This window comes from Paenibacillus sp. QJM3NY_38 (assembly GCF_056173265.1).
In genome coordinates this window covers 5625992-5644271 of the sequence record NZ_CM149665.1, presented here as the reverse complement: position 1 = coordinate 5644271, position 18280 = coordinate 5625992, and the positions used below count along the sequence as shown (strand labels likewise).

Genomic DNA, 18280 nt, shown 5'->3' with positions numbered 1-18280 from the left:
TGGAGTGGTTGTGAAGGTTGAGAAACCAGAACATCCAGTGAATAAAAAGTAATTCTAATTTGGACAGTGTTTAGGATTTATTCCTAGACATGATCGAGGTTAGAAAACGGAAAACAAAAAGGCCAGCAACAAAAAAGGCTGGCTGTTATAGGAGTTTTGAGTTTTATGGATAATGGGTGCATTAAAAATGAATTGGGAAAACGAATAGGCAGAACTGAGTATTTTTTCAATAAAGTAAACATAATTAAATTGATGTTAATTGATTTCGATTGTGAGATACGGGGAATCATAAGTCAATACGTCAGTGATTGTATACCTTTTCGGAATTTTGCGATCTATTGCAACCTGGTTTAATGCATTAATGATTTTATCTAAAGTTTCTAAATCAACACGCTTTGCTTTTCCTTTAGTGAAATCATTGACTGTATTTGGTCTTAGATCGGCAATTGTTGCTAATTTATTCATTGATATGCCTAACTGATATAAGGTTTCATCCAGTACTATTTTAATCATTTATATGATAATTCCTTTCATTGATATTATTTATCTTCAATTATACACGAGAAAAAAGAGCCGATAAACACATATATAATAAGTAGATAAAAATTATATCGGGAAATAGATAAAAAAGTGTTGACTATAACTATTAACCGATATATACTTTAACCATAAGCGATAAACAAACGGTTAAAGGAGACGATACATATGAAAACAAACCAAGTTAAAATTCAAGAGGTAATCAATCATTGCGAAATCAGTCCAAAGGCAATCAACGTAATTGCACAGTTGAAATTCTTCCTGCAAAACGATGAGGATTACACTAAGTTTGTAGATGAATATGAGAAACGCAGCTTGATTGACAGTGACAAGCCTGGATCGGTAATTCTTGAGTTAGCCCGTGAGATTGGATCATATCACTATGATAACGTAACACTGGATGAGTTAGCAATGATGGATGAGAAGACAGCACTAGAAAAGTTGTTCGTAGAGCCTGTAAACATCGGAATGCTGGCAAGAGTAAAGGAACATGCAGTGAAGGCAGGAGAGACGTTTGTAGACGGTCTGAAGCGCTTGTATGAGTACAAGGTAAGCAATCCTAAACATAGCATCATGACATCATTATTATATGTGTAATTGGTTCGTGTAACAGTGTGTTGTAACTATGAAACAGCGTACTAGAACTATTGATTTACAATCCATAGTGAAGGAATGATACCATGTTAACCCTGTCTACAATACAAGAACACCATTTCCTGAAAAACTTTATGAACGAATTTAATAAACCATCAATCCGAAAAGCTTTAAATGAAATGACAAAACAAGATAACGAAGTAATCGAAGATTATAACAATATATATAATGAACTTCTTAATGGGCACTATGACATGAAATATGATGAAATGACCTCATTTAGTATTGTTGAAGACTTAAACAAAAATCACTATTCTTTCTATCGCAATGATGAACTAATTACAACTGGGTCAATTCTTTGGATGATTAGAACCCTATATTGGTTCATGGACTCAATTACTTTGATTGATAATGATAAAAATGAATTGCAAAAAATACTTGAATATGAAACCGGATTGGATAGTTTAGTAATTGAAAATATGACATGGGATAGTCTAATTGATTTGACAATTTCCGTTGGGCTGTAGGAGGTATGAACATGAATCAATATCTAAATGATTATGAATTACTCAGTGAGGAACATAAGCAGCTATACACCCAAGATGAGTACATTGCTATGCGTCAAATGACTGAGCGTCATTTCAATACATTTAATAAAAATAAAGAATTGTTGGGTCGATTATCTAATAATGATTTTCTGAAGGAATATCCAATGTATCAATTGGTTGTGGACGTACTGAACGGAATCAATAAGGATATGGATAGTGTAGACGAATACACGGGAAACTTCATTAATCAATTAGAAATGGATCTGTTTAAAATGACGGATGTCCAGGAAGTAATTGAGCGTAAAGGAAAGCTTGAGTTTAGATTAATTAGTGCGGAAGAGATGGAATAGAAGGGAGTCAATAAGATGTATAGGACAGGTAAACTTATGGATGGTAAATTGTACTTGAAAACGCGTAAGGGTAACTGGGTAAACATTAGATACTATTTAGACAACATAAGTTAATTGAATATAAGCATATTATAAAGAGGATCATCTTTTTAAACAAAGGTGAATGATCCTCTTTTAGTGCGTTTATACATTATAAAAGAAAAGCCTAAGCAGTAATACTAACTGTCTACATAGTGAAACAATAAAGCCCTTAGGCAGTATCCTAGGGCTCATGGAATCATGTTCAATAAATCGAATTCGCTTAGTTATGTTTTCTGTGTCTAATCAGTCCAATAACGCATGTTATGATGGTAAGTATGCTTAGCAGCTTGACTGCAATATTAAAGCCTGTTGAAAAGTCCAGGAATGATAAGATGATTGGTGGAATCAGTAACAGTATATACATCCATTGTTTGCTCATATCTATACCTCCTTTGTTATTAGGTAAAACAGTTGTCAGTTGTCGAGTTGTTGTTGATTATAGTCAACGGCAAAGTTATAATATTGTTAGGGTGTAGGGAACCAAATTTCGATTCCCTACGGTGTTGGCCTAGTGCCTTGAGTGTTTGTCCTTTCGTGGAGGATAGACACTCTTTTCAATTTGTGATTGTTCATGCTGTAGACGTTCGGCCTGTTCCTTCCTTCTTAGTCGCTTCTCGTCAGTTATGAACTTGGTGAGTGCTAAGAGTAATGAGAGGAAGGAGATTAGAAGTGCAATGTAAGGTATGTATTGTGTCATGGATTCACCTCCTTACTAGGTGATTACCCTTACAAGTAATATTATAAACTAAACATAATTAAATTACAATAAAAACAGAAAAATAAAATACAAATATTTATTTAATTGGATATGGATTGTAGGCGTGATTTTAGGTTGTAAGATGGATGTAGTAGGAAAGTACATATATAGCGTAAATAAGGCATGATAAGGCGTAGGTTAGATGTGGTGATGTATGGACTATGGATGTATGTAGGTAGGGTGGTCAAGATAAGGCAGATAGAGTGAATGACGTATATAAGTCTTACATACTTAAATAAGTAAGTATAATGATGCAGATGGATACGTATTAAAGTGATGATAATAGCGTAAATAAGTGTTGACGAAATCGCGGCCTGTTACTATACGATTTACATGGGACACAATGCGTCCCATAGGACAGAGAACAATATTCTTGCCTAGAATCCAGTATAAAAGCAACATTTTTTTACAATTATCTGATGGGTAAGCAATGCCAGGTTTAATGGTCATGCTTGGTTTCTAAATGATATACAATACATCTTATATACCATCTATAAAGGGTATGGGGGGGTAGAAAAAAGTATAAAATCTGGCAAACTGCCAAAATTTGCGCTAGCACTTCCATCTACACACCCACCTTATTTATCTATTTCATTCATCACCTTAACCTGTCCATTTCCTCTAATTTTGGCCTGTTTTCTATCGTATTTTGCATCGTCCTATTGCCCAGAATCCCTCTATTTATAAGCGTTTTTCCGTCATTATTTAATCGATAATTATCATTAAATTTATCAATTTCATATTAAAAACAATAAAAAAGCCTTATCTTATAGGGGTTTATCGATACAAATGTATCAAAATGACCAAAATCCTTATAAAATAAGGCTTTTTATAATTTCACGATACAAATTTACTTCATTAACAAGGGAGAAGATTAATGAATATCAAGGATTCAAGATTTACACGTAAACCAGATGAGTCAGTCGATGAATATAAGTACCGTATCTGTAGCAATAAAGAAGAATATGACCTGGATACTTGGCAAGATGTTGCTGATGTTCTAAATACTGAACTTGATCTCACCAATTCAGAATCTGTATACCGTAAATGGTTTAGGAACTTTGACAGTGGTGTTGAGCATGGTATTAAGAAGTATGCCAACAATGAGGCAGTTCAAGAAATGAAGGATGCAGCATTGGATATTAAAAAGGAACGTATTAAGCTGCAGACTGAGAAACTTGAATATAACAAATCTATACGTATTGATGCACGTAACGAGTTGCTGGAAGAGAAGATTCTAAACGCAATTACTAATCGTCCATCTATTCAAGTACCAGAAATCACTATCAAGAAAAATAATGTCAAACGTGACTATCTATTTCCTATTGCTGACATTCATTATGCAGCTAAGTTTGAACTTCGTGGTTGGATGGATGAGATTCTAAATGAGTACAACCCACAAATTGCACAGAAGCGTCTATGGAATATCCTTGAACAGTTTGTTGAACGCAATGATCAAGATAAAATTAATCATGTTCATCTATATAATCTAGGGGACAGTTTAGATGGTATTCTTCGTATGAGTCAGTTGCAATGGATTCAAATGGGGAATGTTGATTCGGCAATTGAATTTGCTGATTTCATTAGCAATTGGATTAATGAACTCTCTAAATATGCTTCAGTGGACTATTATTCTGTCGTTGGTAATCATACAGAACTTAGAATCCTTAATGGTCAACGTGGAGATTTTCCACATGAGAACATGGAGAAAGTAGTCAGCCATATCATAAGTTGCAATCTTAATAATAATAAAAACGTAAATATACATAACTGTAAGTCGATGGCTTATAACAATATTCTAGGAACGAAAGTATTAGCAGTCCATGGACACGAAGAAAAGAATCTTGAGCGAAGCTTAATGGAATATTCGAGAATTTATAATCATCCAGTAGATCTTATGCTTAGTGGACATTATCACCATGCTCACGAAAAGACAATTGGTTTTAATGGCATGATTGATACTGAATTTGTACAAGTTCCTAGTGTAGTTGGAATAGATGACTTTAGTTTGAAAATTAAGAAGGTAGCGAACCCTGCTGCTCACCTAATGGTAATCGAAGAGGGTAAGGGTAGAGTAACTACTCATAAACTTAAAGTTAAATAATCAAATAAGAAGAACGCAAGCAGACAAAATTACTTGTCTGTTTATTTGTTTTTATTTGTTGAGAAGGAATCGGCTGTTTAAGCTGGTTTAAAAATGGGCCTCTCCCTCCCACATCCTTCTCTTCATTTTTATCTTCAATTATGGGAGTTACAAATAGGAAGGTGAATATATGACGGGGAGAGCAGTAGAAAACAAGAAGAAGTGTACAAGCTGCAATAACTATCTGAGATTTGATTTGTTTTATAAGTCCTATAATAAACTGGACTCAGACGGATACATAAGAGTATGTAAAGAATGCCTTAAAAATCAAATAGATTACAATAATATTCAGACAATTAAAGACGCACTAATGAATATTAACCGTCCTTTTATCCATGACTTATGGATGTCTTCTGGTGAAGAATCTGTTGCTAAAAGTAGTGATCATTTCGGACTGTACATGAAGACCTTAGCACTTAAAGATTTTAAATTTCTGACCTGGAAGGATAGTAATGAGAACGGCACAAAGGAGCAAATTGAATCATTAACAACGCAGACAGAGGTTGCCGATATTTCAAACGAATTAGATCGAACTAATAAAGAAGATGTAATAAGAATGGTTGGTTATGATCCATTCGAATTTGAAAATGAATCAGATAAACGACATCTTTATAATAAACTAGTTGATTTTCTTGATGACAGTACCTTAGAAGATAGTTTTAAATTGCCAGCGGTAATTGAAATTGTTAAGACATTCAATCAGCTTGACAAAATCAATAGTGCATTATCACTTGCAACTTCGAATATAGCTTCAGTAACTGATAATGCTGGTGGAATTAAATCACTCATTGACTCTAAAGAGAAGATGCTTAAGTCAGTGTTGGCATTGGCGAAAGACAATGGGATATCTGTTAATCACAACAATAATAAAAGTAAGGGCTCAGGCACACTAAGCGGAGTTATTAAGCTATTACAAGAAAAAGGCTTTGAAGAAGCTGAGGTAAACGTATTTAACATTGAGACATGTGAAGGCATGAGGCAAGTTGCTGACATCAGTAATCAAAGTATCATTAAACAATTACAATTCGATGAAAATGATTACACGTCAATGATCATAGAACAAAGGGAAATGCTTCAACAATTAGAGCAAAGTAATGAAAAGCTTAATGAAGAGATCAGAATTCTTCGTAAAGAGTTGTTGAAATCAAAAGAAGGTGAGACATCATGAAAAATAACATGTCTCAACGCAAAATTGATGGATACTTAAAACTAGCTGAAATTGTCAACTGGGGAAGACAATACCCCGTTAGATTTGTTGAAAGATTTTTTGGTATGGAGCTATTGGATTATCAGAAGTATGTTTTCTTGCAAAGTTGGACTACCCCTTTTGTACTTTGGTGTATGGGACGGAATGCGGGGAAAACGACCCTTGGGTCACCTTTTATTATGGCGAAATCCTTGCTTATCCCTAATTTTGAAGCATATATTCTAGCTGGTGTAGGTTCTCAGTCTCAGGAAATGTTTATGAAGATTGAGAAAATAGCTAAACGTGAGATTGCTTCTTTTACTGGACTTACTGACATTTTTTATAACGAGACAGTAAAGAGTGCAGCAAACACAGACGGTTTTACTCATAACCCAGCTTCATTCCAGTACAAGTTGTACAACAACAGTATTGTTAGGTCATTGAATGGTTCTTTTGACAACAATCGTTCGAAAAGAAGTAATTTAAACTTCTATGATGAGAGCGGCTTTGCTCCTGATGAACTGTTTACAACTTCCGAGCCATTTACTGCCCAAAACAGTGATTTTCGTCTTGGTGGGGAAGTAGATGTTACTATGCTACCGAGGGAATTCCCTAATCAGTTGATATATGCTTCTTCTGCATCCTCTACAGATACTTATTTTTATCGTAAATATAGAGACTTTGCTAAAAAAATGTATTTGGGTGATAAGCGATACTTTGTTGCTGACATCAGTTCTGATGTTGTTATCAATGCTACATATAACGGTAAACTCTATCCTGTTTCACTATTGACTCAAGAAACTGTTGATTCAGCAATGCGAGACAATAAGGAAAAGGCAATGCGGGAATACAAGAATATTTTCACAACAGAAGGATCAGACCAACAAATAATTAAGAGGGCGGCAATAATCAGGAATTCTGAAATAAAGATACCTGTATTAGCTAATGATGGGAAGAAAAGATTCGCCATAGCCATTGACCCTGCTCGACAACATGACAACTCTATTTGTACACCTGCAGAAATCATCTATGATGACAATGTTGGATATAAAATGATCATCTCAAACTCAGTATGTTTCACAGATATCGCAAAGAAAAAAAAGACTCCAATGAAGACACCTGATCAGATCAATCATTTTAAGCAGATATTACTTGATTATAATGGTCCACAAGCAGCCGACTATGAAAACATTGATGCTGTGATGATTGATGCAGGTGCTGGTGGAGCTGGCATTTCAGCATGGGCCGATGGACTCCTATCTGATTGGACAGATTCCAAAAATGTAAAACACAAAGGTCTTATTGATAAAAACCATGATGAATATAGTGTCCATGCTCATAAATATCCTAATGCTGCAAATATTCTAAAATTGCTATCGCCACAAAAATACAAACGCGAAATGTTTGAAGCTTTGATTGAGATGATGAATCTTGATTTGATTACTTTTACTGAAACATATGACAATAAAGGAATCCTCAATATTATGGGTGAGGATGGGAACTCAAAACAGCATAAGTTGTCATTTGATGAAGAGTTAGCTCTCGTAAACGTAGATATTGCAAAAGAAGAATTAGTGAGTATTTACGAATTTAAGAGCACTAACGGAAATGTTAGGTATGATCTTCCTCCAGACAAACAAAGTAAGATTGGCGATGACAGAGCATACACGATTGCTATGTTGGCATGGCATTTAAGGAATTTAAGGCGTGAAAATATAACGAGCAAGAAGCCTAACATTATAGACAACCCTAATGAGTATTTTCTCATGCGAAAACCAAGTATTTACCATAAGCGGTAAGGAGGTGAAAATTTGACCGAAGTCATATCTCAACAACAAATTGATGAGCAGCAAATGAAAAACCAAATGATTGAGACTTTTAAGAGTATCGCTCTCATTAATCTTAATACAGAGACAGCATCTAATCGTGTTATTGGAAACTACACCAAAGAGGATATCAAAAAATATCTAAATGGTATGTCTAATGTAGAGAATCAAAAGAAACTGAGGAATATCAGTAGACAATTGTACTATACGTCTTCTCAATATAGACGATTGATTAATTACTATGCTACTTTGTTTAATCTTGACTATGTAGTTGAGGGATATGGAACAAATCCTGAAAAGTTAGATATTGATAAATATAAAGAAACATACTACAACAATGTTGATTATGTTGAAAAGATGAATATCAAACATGAATTCACGAAAGCAAGACTCGTTGCATATAGAGATGGTATTTTCTACGGTTTTGCAAGAGTTACTAAGAATGGATTTTACATTCAAGAACTAAACCCTGATTATTGCAGACTTTCTTTCGTAGATCCTTCAACTGGATTGTTGGGCTATTCTTTTGATTTCTCTTCGATCAACAAAACAACTAATAAGATTGAAATGTATCCAGAAGAATTTCAGAAGATTTATCGTAAAATACAGTCTGGTAAAAATGAGCCCAAGCTTCAAAAAATTCAGTCACCATTTGCAATATGTGTTAAATCTAACTTAGATGCACATTCTATCCCTCCATTTGTTTCGCTGTTTGAAGGATTGTTGGACATTGCAGATTTCAAAGCCTTAAACAAAAACAACGAAGAGATTGGGAACTATAAACTACTGTTTCAAAAGATTCCGATGAGGACAGATAAGGATGCTTCTGTTAACTCATTCTTGATTGATAAGGACTTTGCCCAGGTATTTCATGACAATATCGAATCAAACCTACCACCACAAGTTGGTTTAATGACTTCCCCTATGGATATTGAAGCGATAAACTTTGATCGGGATGCTGTTGACAAAAACAAGGTTGGTGAAGCGACTAGTCAATATTGGAAAGAAGCTGGTGTATCAGAGTTATTGTTTGGTTCAAGCGCGAATTCTAGCACAGGACTAAAATCGTCAATTATAGTTGACGAATCTGATGCTTTCTTTTTAGTCAAAGATATTGAGAGATGGATTAATGAACATTTAAAACAAACACAATCAGCAGAATATAAGTTTAGAGTAAGAATTCTTAAAACTACTGAGCATAACGCGAACAGTTATCGAGAGGCAAGGCTAAAGGAAGCTCAATTCGGTATGCCTGTTAAGAATGAAATTATGGCGACCATTGGGTCACAGCCTAGTGCAATTTATTTAAATGCTTTCTTAGAAAATGAAGTGCTTCAATTGACAGACAAACTCGTACCACTCAGATCCTCACACACCGGAGATGCAACTACTAATGAAGGTGGAGCACCCGAAAAAGACGAATCAGATCTTTCTGATAAAGGAATGCAAACAAAAAACTTAGATAGCAATGATTCACAGTAAGGAGGTGATTAAGTGGATAATATCATAAAGTTTAATGTCAAACTAACAGACATTGAAGCAATCAATCCCCTCTTTTCCAAGTGCAAGATTAGAGTTTTGTATGCAGGATTAAATAGGAATAATAACTATATTTCTAAAGAAGCAGTAATGAATGCAATTCCTTCAATTTATAATGTTCCAATCATCGGAGAGTATTTTACAGATGTAGATAACTTTGGTGGTCATGGTGGCGAAATTGACGTTTCAGGGGATAGACCTAAATGGGTTAATACAACCTTTCCTTATGGCCTGATACCCGAAAGTGCAGAAATATACTGGGAAACAGTAACCGAAGATACCGGAGAAGTGAATGATTATCTTGTTGTAGATAATGCCTTCCTTTGGACAGGTCGATATCCAGAAGCTAGAATGCTCATTGGACAGGAATTCAATCAATCAATGGAGATTGATGTCCAAAAGGGAAATTATACAACAATCGATGGTCAAAAGACTTATGAGATTCAAAAATTTGTCTTCTCTGCTCTATGCATTCTTGGTATCAGTAAGGAAAGTGATCCAAACGGACATGTAGAGCCTTGCTTCGAAAGTTCATCTATTGTTGCTTATGAGTTAGATAAAGATAAGTTTAAATTCGAATTTAATCAAATGGTAAGTGAATTAAAGTTCTCTTTTAAAAAATCAACCTCTTTTGAGGATGATGTAAATAAACATAATTATCATCGAGGAGGGAAAAGGGTGGATGAAATCCTTGAAATGCTTGCTCAATACAGTTTAACTATTGATGATCTGCGAGCAAAGGGAATCAATCACGAAGACTTCTCTTTAGAGGAATTAGAAGCGCAAGTTAAAACAAAATTTGCATTGACTGGCTCTCAACTCTTCGAAGAGGTTGCTCGTGAAATTAATACATTTGGAATGGTAGATTTTTATGGTTACGAGTTTCCGAGATATGCTCTTGTAGACGTGGATACCGAAAATAATAAGGTAGTCACTCAAGATTATGAGAATTGGTATCTGGTGGGCTTTGATTATTCTCTATCTGGAGACAAAGTTAATATTACTAAAGAGTCTGCTAAAAGATTTAAAGTTAACTACGCTCCAATGGAATTAGAATCTGAAGCAAATTTCTCTACTGAGTTTTTCAAAAAGTTTACGGACGACATTCAAACCAAGACAACAGAAAAAGTCACTTCTGAATATGAGTTAAAACTGACTGAAAAAGATAGTGAAATTTCTCGTCAAACACAAAAATACAATGAATTGAATGAGCAGTTTACTCAAGTTTCAGAGCAGTATTCAGCTAAACTCAATGAAGAGCGCGAAACTAAAGAAACAGAACTATTCACCTCATTCTCTTCTGAGCTTACCGAAGAAGAAATGAAAGAAGTTAAAGAGAAAAAGTCTGAATATTCGCTTGATGAACTTCAAGATAAACTATTTGCACTAGTTGGCAAAAAGAAGGCGAAATTTAGTTTTGAGAAACAACCTGCAGTTATCGACTTAAATACAGATGAAACAAAACAAAAGAAATCCGGTAAATCGTATGATGTTCTATTTAATAACTAAATTAATTCAACACACCAAAAGTGTGTTTTTATTTTGCTTAAATTCTAAGGAGGATTATATTAATGGCTATTCGCACAGATAAATTGCAAGCTACTTATGCAGGCAATATCGAGAGTGTTGTATTTGACAAAGATGTACAAAACGGTGAAATTGGTGTACTAGGTTCACACGTGGGAAGAGAAACAGTTCAGGCGTCTGCTCCTACTGATGTTACAAAAGAAGAAATTTTGATTGTAGCTTCCCCTGAAGTTGTATACGAAAAAGAAAAAAATCTTCTCGACTTCGTTAATAAGGCTGGAAAACCGGCTCGTGCCTATCATCATACGGAAGGAGACATCATCACAGTTACTGATGACGTGATTGATGGAACCTCTGTTGTTAATCAATATCTGGTCCCAGAAAACGGAAAGACAAAGCTGGTTCCGGCTGCTGACTTATCTGGTGGAACCCGTTTTGCTGCCCAAGTAATTGAAAAAGGCAGACTCTATGGACAACCTGCAACAGCGTTTAAAGTTCTAACTGTTTAATAAATATATTTAAAATACTAGGAGGATACACATTATTATGGAACGTAATATTCTTATTGATCTGGCTACAGACCTTGCAAAAGGTTCTGTTGCTAATTATTCCACAGAAGAGGCAAACGAAAAGTTGCGTGAGGCTCTTAACAAACTAACTGGAACTGATGGAAAGTTTAACGCTAAAAAGTTCCGTAGAAATAAAAATGAAGTTTTTGAGATTATTGAGGAAGTAGTAGATTTGCGTGTTGAAGAAGGAATCAAAAATCAATTTGATCAGTTTGTTGATTATCGTAGCGTAGCATTCGGTGACAAACTTCAGTTCCGTCCTGAAACCGATGAGTTGTTTGAAGTAGCAAAAATTGCTGGTGGTACAAATAACCTTCGTCGTCAACGGATTCATCAACATGAAACCTATCAAATCGATACTGAGTGGAATGGAGTTAAGATTTATGAAGAACTCGAACGTTTCCTTGCTGGTCGGGTTGATTGGGTTGAATTGATTAATAGAGTAGAGCGTTCATTCCAGAACGAAATTACGAATGATATTTTCACGGCTGTTAAAGCAGCTTACAATGGCCTGACTTCTCCATACAAAGTTACTGGTGCTTTTGATGCCGATGAATTCAATGAGCTTGTAGAGCATATTCGTGCTAAAACAGGTATGACACCAATGGTTATTGGTACTCGTCTTGCTGTTCAAAAAGCAGTTCCTCAGTATGTTTCCGATGACATGAAGAAAGAACGCAATCAAAACGGATACTTTAAAATGGTTGATGGTATCACTTTCGGTATTATTCCTCAAGCACACAAAATTGGTACTGATGAGTTTGCTATTGACAATAACTTCTTGCTCATTCTTCCGAATGGTAATGAAAAAATTGTGAAATTCGTTATGGAAGGCGAATCTATGATTAAAGAGGTTCTTGGTCAAACAAATGCAGACGACACTCAGGAGTACACTCTTCGTAAGAAGTATGGTGTAGGCGTTGAGCGCGCTTCTAATTACGGAGTTTATATTCTCGTATAAGTTAATTAAAGAAACATAAGAAGAAGGGTTTATTGCTCTTCTTCTTTACTACTTTGAAGGGAGATTACGTTTTTGGCTAAATCAATGAGCAATAATAAAAAGAAAACAGACAAAGAAGAAACAAAGCAACCAGAAAGAAAAGTTAGAAAAAAGCTAGATGAAAATATGCTAGTTCCTATTGTTAGTAATGTTGATGGAACATTGATTTATAAGGGTGGACGTTCAGGTCAAGTATGGAAATTCAGTCAATATGGTGACGAAGATGTAATGGAGCTTAGTGAACTTCGTGCCATGCTCTCTTCCAATCGTGCATTTCTTGAAAAGGGTTGGATTAAAGTATTAGATGATGAAGTTGTTGAATATCTCAATCTTCAGCGCTTTCAGAAGAATGCAATCGATCGTGATGACATTGAGTACATGTTTACGCTTGATGTAGATCAAATTAATCAGACTATTGCAGATGCGTCTGTAAATGCAAAAGTGCTAATGTATGAGATGGCTAAGGATAAATATCTTACGGGTAAACTAAGAGATATTCATATTATCAATGCGATTGAAGAAGGTTTAGGACAAAAACTAGACCCTAATAAATAGTTGGGGTGTTGCTAGTGACTACTTTTGATGAAGTTTATGACGTGTTCTTAAGTCAAATTTCTGACCCAGTTTTTATGGATCAGGATAGTAATGATGAGTTAAAGTATCGATATTTGCTTAATAGTATTCCTAGATTCAGAAAGTGTAAGAGCGATCTATCGAATCGAGATACAAACGGGTTCATGGAAGATTTAACCGATGAAGACCTGCTAATCTTGGGAACTTTGATGGTTGTAGAATATCTAAACCCTCTAATCATCTCCATTGAAAACCTTAAACAGTTCATGTCTACAAAAGATTTTTCTATGACCTCACAAGCTGCTCATTTAAGACAATTACTCGATTTAAGAGAAATTAAGAGGAGCGAAGTCAACAAGTTAATATTAGATTACACCTATAATAATGGTGATTTAAGGAAACTTCGATGAGTTATAAAGATAAGTATCTTAGACGTGACACTTTTTATGGGGATAGTATTAGAAATATTAGAATCCATGAAACAAAGAATAAATTATCTGAACTTATGTACGATTCTCCTAATTATTTCAATGTAACTAAGTACGATTCTAATAAGACTATTGATGTTATCATCACCGATGATAGTGATAACCAAGAAATGAAAGCTTTTGTTGCAAAAATAGACGAGGATCTATTTGTGGGAGATTCATTCTTCTGGAATGGTCAATATTGGATGGTTTCTCATTACGATGAAATTGGAGAAATCTATAAGAGTGGAAAGTTACGACTTGCTGTATCGAGCCTCAAATGGCAAAACCCCAATGGTGAACTTCTTGAATATCCATTTATCTTCAACTCCGATAATCTATCTAACTTTGGAGTCGATGAGGGCAAGGTTATTTCCCTTCTCAATGACAGAAGGAACATTGCTATCCATTCATCCATTGAAAGCAAGGAGATTAAAGTTGGGCAGAGGTTTATATTCGATGATGCTGCCTGGAAGGTTGTCTCCATAAATCGGTTAAATCCTTTGATAGAAATAATCTTAGAGTCGGATATTATTGACACAGTAAAAGACAATATGGATCTTCGAATAGCTGATTATGTAAAGCCAAATTACTCTATCTTAGTGAATCCATCCAGTGTATCAATGAATGTCTCAGACACTCTGATGCTTGATGTTAAGGTGTTAAACAATGGAACAGAGATTGTATCACCAGATTTAACTTATATCTCGTCTGATAATGATGTATGCAGTGTTGACACTAGTGGAGTGATTGAAGCAATAAATGAGGGTACTGCAGTAATTGCTGTTGTCTACAAGAATGTCAGTATAAATATCGATGTAACAGTATCACAAGTTCCAGTTAACAATTACTCAGTCATCATTGCAGGTGATAGCACAGTATACAGAGCAAGAACTAAAGTGTATTCGTGTACATTTTATGATAATGGATCGCCTATTGATATGAGTGGAGCGTTTAGATTGACAGATGTAAATGGCAATCCGACCTCAGCAGCTACAATAACACAGCAATCCAACAATACTTGTACTGTGCGAGGAGACGCATTAGGAACTGTTATTCTTCATGTTTCCGATCCAACTGGAATAATTAAAGCCGAGAAATCATTACAAATCAAATCTGCATTATAAGGAGGGAGGCGATTGTCAAGATTACAAAACTTAGGTGATGATAAAACAACCATCATGTACCGACTCGCTGATTCAGCCGACCTTTGCAAAGCCCTATATTATAATGAACCTAATTTTCTTGAGCAACCGGATATAGAGGACACAGGTGATTTGTTTTATAACAACATCTTCCCCTTTAGTCGTATACCTGCATTGTCTGAAACGGGTAAAACCTACATCACTATGGCGTTCAGGGACTTTAAGAAGGTAAACAACGGCTTCAAAAGTGGATTTGTTTACCTCCATGCGTTCACACATGCCAATTTAATTAGAACCGATCATGGTTTCCTTAGATATGACTTCATTATCTCTGAAATTGATAGACTAATGAATGATCAACGAGGTATCGGGATAGGAAAAGCAGAATTCTACAAAATGGATGAGTACTATGTGAATGAACAATACATGGGAATGTATGTGGCCTATAAACTCTGGGAGTTTAACTAAATGAACATCAATGTTAACGATGTTCAACTAAAGACAATAGCCAACATACCATATGTTTACTGTGGAATTACTATTCAACCCAAGACGATTAACGAGATTGCGGAATCATATGATAAGTTTAACGAAAATTTGAGTTTGATTTCACTTACAGTTAAGGATATTCTGCCGAAGTTAAGCGAGACAGATCATTATGGGTATTTGCTGGATCAATCTATAGTAGAGGCTTTGTTAGTTACTCAGAACCATGACTTTCTCATGTATTATCTCTCAGCATTCGAATACTTCATTGACACCAACATTGAACTTGTTACTGATGGATCTGCTTTGAAAATCAATGATGCTCTATTTGAATATAGTGAGTTAGAATGTATTTCTGTCATATTAAAGATACAGAATTGTGTAGTTAATAGAGACGATGATGACTTTAATCCATTGAATGAAAGAGCAAGAAAGCTAAGAGAGAAAATACTAGAAAGACAAAAGAAACTAAAGAAGATAAAGGGTTCGGATAATAATAATCAATTAACCTTCCAGGATTTGATATCAATTTTGGCATCAAATGGAAATGGGATTAGCATATTCAATATTTTTTCATTGAATTATTATCAATTTAATGATCAGTTCAATCGAATGAAGATGATTGATGAATATAATGTCAACATACAAGCGCTGCTTCATGGTGCTGATTCCAAAAACATCGAATTAAAACATTGGATTTCTAAGATGAGTTAAATAACTCGTCTTTTTTTTAATTTAAATATTATATTTGGAGGAATTTATTTATGCGTTATGGCTCTAGAGAGATTATGGATGTAGTTTTGAAAGATCCGGTTACACTGGAACCAAAGGTTTACCTTGAATCACTGACTACAAGTTCTATGGAGATTGCTGGTGCAACCGTATATGCTCGTGGTGGTAAAGGTCATCCAAAATTGATTGGATGGGATTCTGAGAAAGACATCACAATGAACATGGAAGATGCTTTGATTTCAAAAGAATCTCTTGGTGTCCTCACTGGTTCTCAGTTTACTGCTGGTGTAAAGAAAGTACATAAGAAAGAAGTGCTGACTGTAGTCGATGATGCAGGTGATTTGATTGTAACATTGTCCAAGCCAGCAGCTACTGGAAAACCAGCATTCTTCTTCAAAACTAAAGATGGTACTTCTATTGGTGAAAAGTTGACTCCAACTGTTACTGGAAGTGAGGCTGTATTCGCTGCTCCAAGCGGTGTTGTTGCTGGAGACCTTATTATTGCTGATTATTACTATGATTCCACTGCTACTGCTAAAAGTATGACTATTTCCGCTGACGTTTTCCCAGGTACATATCTCCTTGAAGGTACAACAATGTGGAGAACCGAGCAGGGATATGATGTGGAAGCTCTTTACACAATTCCAAAATTGAAAATCCTGCCTGGTTTTACTATCGGTATGGCTTCAAGTGGAGATCCTCAGCCATTTACATTCAATGCAGAGGTACTGAAAGATTCCAAGTCCACAGCAATGGTTATTATTGACGTTCTAGAAGAAGATTAAAAATAAATATATAGAGACAGGTATTAATTACTTGTCTCTATATTAATTTTCAATAAGACATTTTATAGAGCAAGCTTTATAAAAGTATGCTGTTACAAATGTCTTAAATAATATAAGGGAGATATTAAAATGACAAAAAAATTATCCATTGCAGCAATTAACAAGGCTAATAAGTCACTTGATAACAAGAAAAAGATCACCATTTTAGATGAATACGAAGTCACCATTAATCTGAACTTCAGAGACTCCGAAGTAGACAAGGTAGTGTTTGACTATTTAACACTGTTTGAGGATGCAAGTAAGAACGGGAATATTGATGAAGATTTTATTCGTGGTACAGGTGCAATTTTACATACATTGATTCTGCGTGAGTTCTCAGATGTCCCCATGATTCCAGCAAGCAGAAATTTGAAAGAGATTATTAAAGTAGCCACAGTACTCTATGATACTGGAATTATGGGTGAAGTAATCGCAGCGTTTAATGAAACAGAAATCAAGAAAGTATATTCAAAACTAGAAACGAATAGTAAACGAGTCGGTGAGATTCTTGGTGAATATGCACTCTCTTCGACTTTAGCTGAAGGAGATAGTCAAAATGACAACAGTCAAGAATATGAAGGAATTGGAGCAAGTACTTCAACGGAGGTTCTTCAGTAAAGCTCTTCAGCAGAATGTGGCTCCCACAGTAAAACGTGTAATGAAAGAAAGTATTGAAGATGAAGTGTATAGCGTCTATGAACCTGTTCCGGTTGAGTTCGGAGGGTACGAAAGACAACGTGAAAACGGTGGGTTGCTTGACGAGAACAATATGGAAGTAACGATGTTGAATGACAACACTCTGTCTGTTGAAAACATTAGATCTGACAATGGCAAGAATGTCGCTGAGACGGTTCTTACGGGTCAAGGTTATGATTTTGATTTTCCTTATAATGGTGTTCCTCGTGACTTCATTGAAGCAACCAGGGAAGAACTAAGAAATACTAATGAACATGTCGGTTCAATGTATCAAGGATTGAAGAGAATTGGACTAGACGTAAAAGTGAAGTGATTAATTTGTAGGAGGAATGTATAAATGAAGGCTAAAATTTATGGATTCGAGGTTGAGGGCACACCTGATGAGATTGTCGAGTTCAAAAGTAAACTAGATAGCCAATTCAAACAGCCCAACCAGATTACATACACATTTTCGCCTGTTTTGACAGGTGACCCACCCTCCAATCCGTTAGATTGGAATAAGATTACTTGTTCTACGAATTCAATGTATTAATAAAACAAATCCTTTTATTAATTCTTTCCCCTCCCCATTTCAATAGTTCTTGAAATAGATCGCATCAACTATGGTGCGGTCTTTTTTGTGAATTAACACAACAACAAAAAACACAAAACTATTCAGAAGCGATGTTGTATCGCTTCTTTTTTATTATCTAAAAGGAAG

The 18280-nt window shown here is 35.2% G+C and carries 20 protein-coding genes; 19 read left to right on the top strand and 1 reads right to left on the bottom strand.

Translation table 11 applies throughout. The features are described from left to right. Positions 1-255: 255 nt before the first annotated feature. Positions 256-513 carry a helix-turn-helix domain-containing protein gene (locus AC0VZ8_RS25970; protein WP_475484924.1) on the bottom strand — a complete coding sequence of 86 codons (258 nt, stop codon included), beginning with the start codon at positions 511-513 and terminating at the stop codon, positions 256-258. 192 nt (positions 514-705) lie between these two features. Between AC0VZ8_RS25970 and AC0VZ8_RS25965 the strand changes: the two genes are divergently transcribed. From AC0VZ8_RS25965 to AC0VZ8_RS25875, 19 genes are all read left to right on the top strand, one after another. Further along, positions 706-1134: a hypothetical protein gene (locus tag AC0VZ8_RS25965; protein WP_475484923.1), complete on the top strand. Its 429-nt coding sequence runs from the start codon at positions 706-708 to the stop codon at positions 1132-1134. An 83-nt stretch (positions 1135-1217) separates the two neighbouring features. After that, positions 1218-1658 (top strand): hypothetical protein, encoded by a 441-nt coding sequence (locus tag AC0VZ8_RS25960; RefSeq protein ID WP_475484922.1) that lies wholly within the window; start codon positions 1218-1220, stop codon positions 1656-1658. 11 nt (positions 1659-1669) lie between these two features. Beyond that, positions 1670-2029 (top strand): hypothetical protein, encoded by a 360-nt coding sequence (locus tag AC0VZ8_RS25955; protein WP_475484921.1) that lies wholly within the window; start codon positions 1670-1672, stop codon positions 2027-2029. A gap of 1715 nt (positions 2030-3744) precedes the next feature. Then, positions 3745-4971 carry a hypothetical protein gene (locus tag AC0VZ8_RS25950; RefSeq protein WP_475484920.1) on the top strand — a complete coding sequence of 409 codons (1227 nt, stop codon included), beginning with the start codon at positions 3745-3747 and terminating at the stop codon, positions 4969-4971. A gap of 169 nt (positions 4972-5140) precedes the next feature. Then, positions 5141-6178 (top strand): hypothetical protein, encoded by a 1038-nt coding sequence (locus AC0VZ8_RS25945; protein ID WP_475484919.1) that lies wholly within the window; start codon positions 5141-5143, stop codon positions 6176-6178. After that, the gene (locus AC0VZ8_RS25940; protein WP_475484918.1) at positions 6175-7995 is read left to right on the top strand and encodes a terminase; all 1821 of its coding nucleotides are present in this window, start codon (positions 6175-6177) and stop codon (positions 7993-7995) included. Before AC0VZ8_RS25945 ends, AC0VZ8_RS25940 begins: the two co-directional genes overlap by 4 nt. A 12-nt stretch (positions 7996-8007) precedes the next feature. Next, positions 8008-9504, top strand: a complete 1497-nt coding sequence (locus AC0VZ8_RS25935; protein ID WP_475484917.1) for a hypothetical protein — start codon at positions 8008-8010, stop codon at positions 9502-9504. 12 nt (positions 9505-9516) lie between these two features. Then, positions 9517-11070 carry a hypothetical protein gene (locus tag AC0VZ8_RS25930; protein WP_475484916.1) on the top strand — a complete coding sequence of 518 codons (1554 nt, stop codon included), beginning with the start codon at positions 9517-9519 and terminating at the stop codon, positions 11068-11070. A 62-nt stretch (positions 11071-11132) separates the two neighbouring features. Further along, the gene (locus AC0VZ8_RS25925) at positions 11133-11597 is read left to right on the top strand and encodes a hypothetical protein (RefSeq protein WP_475484915.1); all 465 of its coding nucleotides are present in this window, start codon (positions 11133-11135) and stop codon (positions 11595-11597) included. Between the two features lie 37 nt (positions 11598-11634). After that, positions 11635-12618: a hypothetical protein gene (locus AC0VZ8_RS25920; protein WP_475484914.1), complete on the top strand. Its 984-nt coding sequence runs from the start codon at positions 11635-11637 to the stop codon at positions 12616-12618. Positions 12619-12690: 72 nt separating this feature from the next. Continuing rightward, a complete protein-coding gene (locus AC0VZ8_RS25915) occupies positions 12691-13212 on the top strand; it encodes a hypothetical protein (protein ID WP_475484913.1) in 522 nt (173 codons plus the stop codon). Between the two features lie 14 nt (positions 13213-13226). Continuing rightward, positions 13227-13640: a hypothetical protein gene (locus AC0VZ8_RS25910; protein ID WP_475484912.1), complete on the top strand. Its 414-nt coding sequence runs from the start codon at positions 13227-13229 to the stop codon at positions 13638-13640. Further along, positions 13637-14824 carry an Ig-like domain-containing protein gene (locus AC0VZ8_RS25905; RefSeq protein ID WP_475484911.1) on the top strand — a complete coding sequence of 396 codons (1188 nt, stop codon included), beginning with the start codon at positions 13637-13639 and terminating at the stop codon, positions 14822-14824. Before AC0VZ8_RS25910 ends, AC0VZ8_RS25905 begins: the two co-directional genes overlap by 4 nt. Before the next feature lie 12 nt (positions 14825-14836). Then, on the top strand, positions 14837-15310 hold the full coding sequence (locus tag AC0VZ8_RS25900) for a hypothetical protein (protein ID WP_475484910.1): 474 nt from the start codon (positions 14837-14839) through the stop codon (positions 15308-15310). After that, positions 15311-16042: a hypothetical protein gene (locus AC0VZ8_RS25895; protein WP_475484909.1), complete on the top strand. Its 732-nt coding sequence runs from the start codon at positions 15311-15313 to the stop codon at positions 16040-16042. 50 nt (positions 16043-16092) lie between these two features. Next, positions 16093-16845, top strand: a complete 753-nt coding sequence (locus AC0VZ8_RS25890) for a hypothetical protein (protein ID WP_475484908.1) — start codon at positions 16093-16095, stop codon at positions 16843-16845. A 129-nt stretch (positions 16846-16974) separates the two neighbouring features. Beyond that, the gene (locus tag AC0VZ8_RS25885; protein WP_475484907.1) at positions 16975-17502 is read left to right on the top strand and encodes a hypothetical protein; all 528 of its coding nucleotides are present in this window, start codon (positions 16975-16977) and stop codon (positions 17500-17502) included. Next, entirely contained in the window at positions 17441-17893 is a 453-nt protein-coding gene (locus AC0VZ8_RS25880) for a hypothetical protein (RefSeq protein ID WP_475484906.1), read from the top strand. Before AC0VZ8_RS25885 ends, AC0VZ8_RS25880 begins: the two co-directional genes overlap by 62 nt. 24 nt (positions 17894-17917) lie before the next feature. Continuing rightward, on the top strand, positions 17918-18112 hold the full coding sequence (locus AC0VZ8_RS25875) for a hypothetical protein (RefSeq protein ID WP_475484905.1): 195 nt from the start codon (positions 17918-17920) through the stop codon (positions 18110-18112). Positions 18113-18280: the final 168 nt, after the last annotated feature.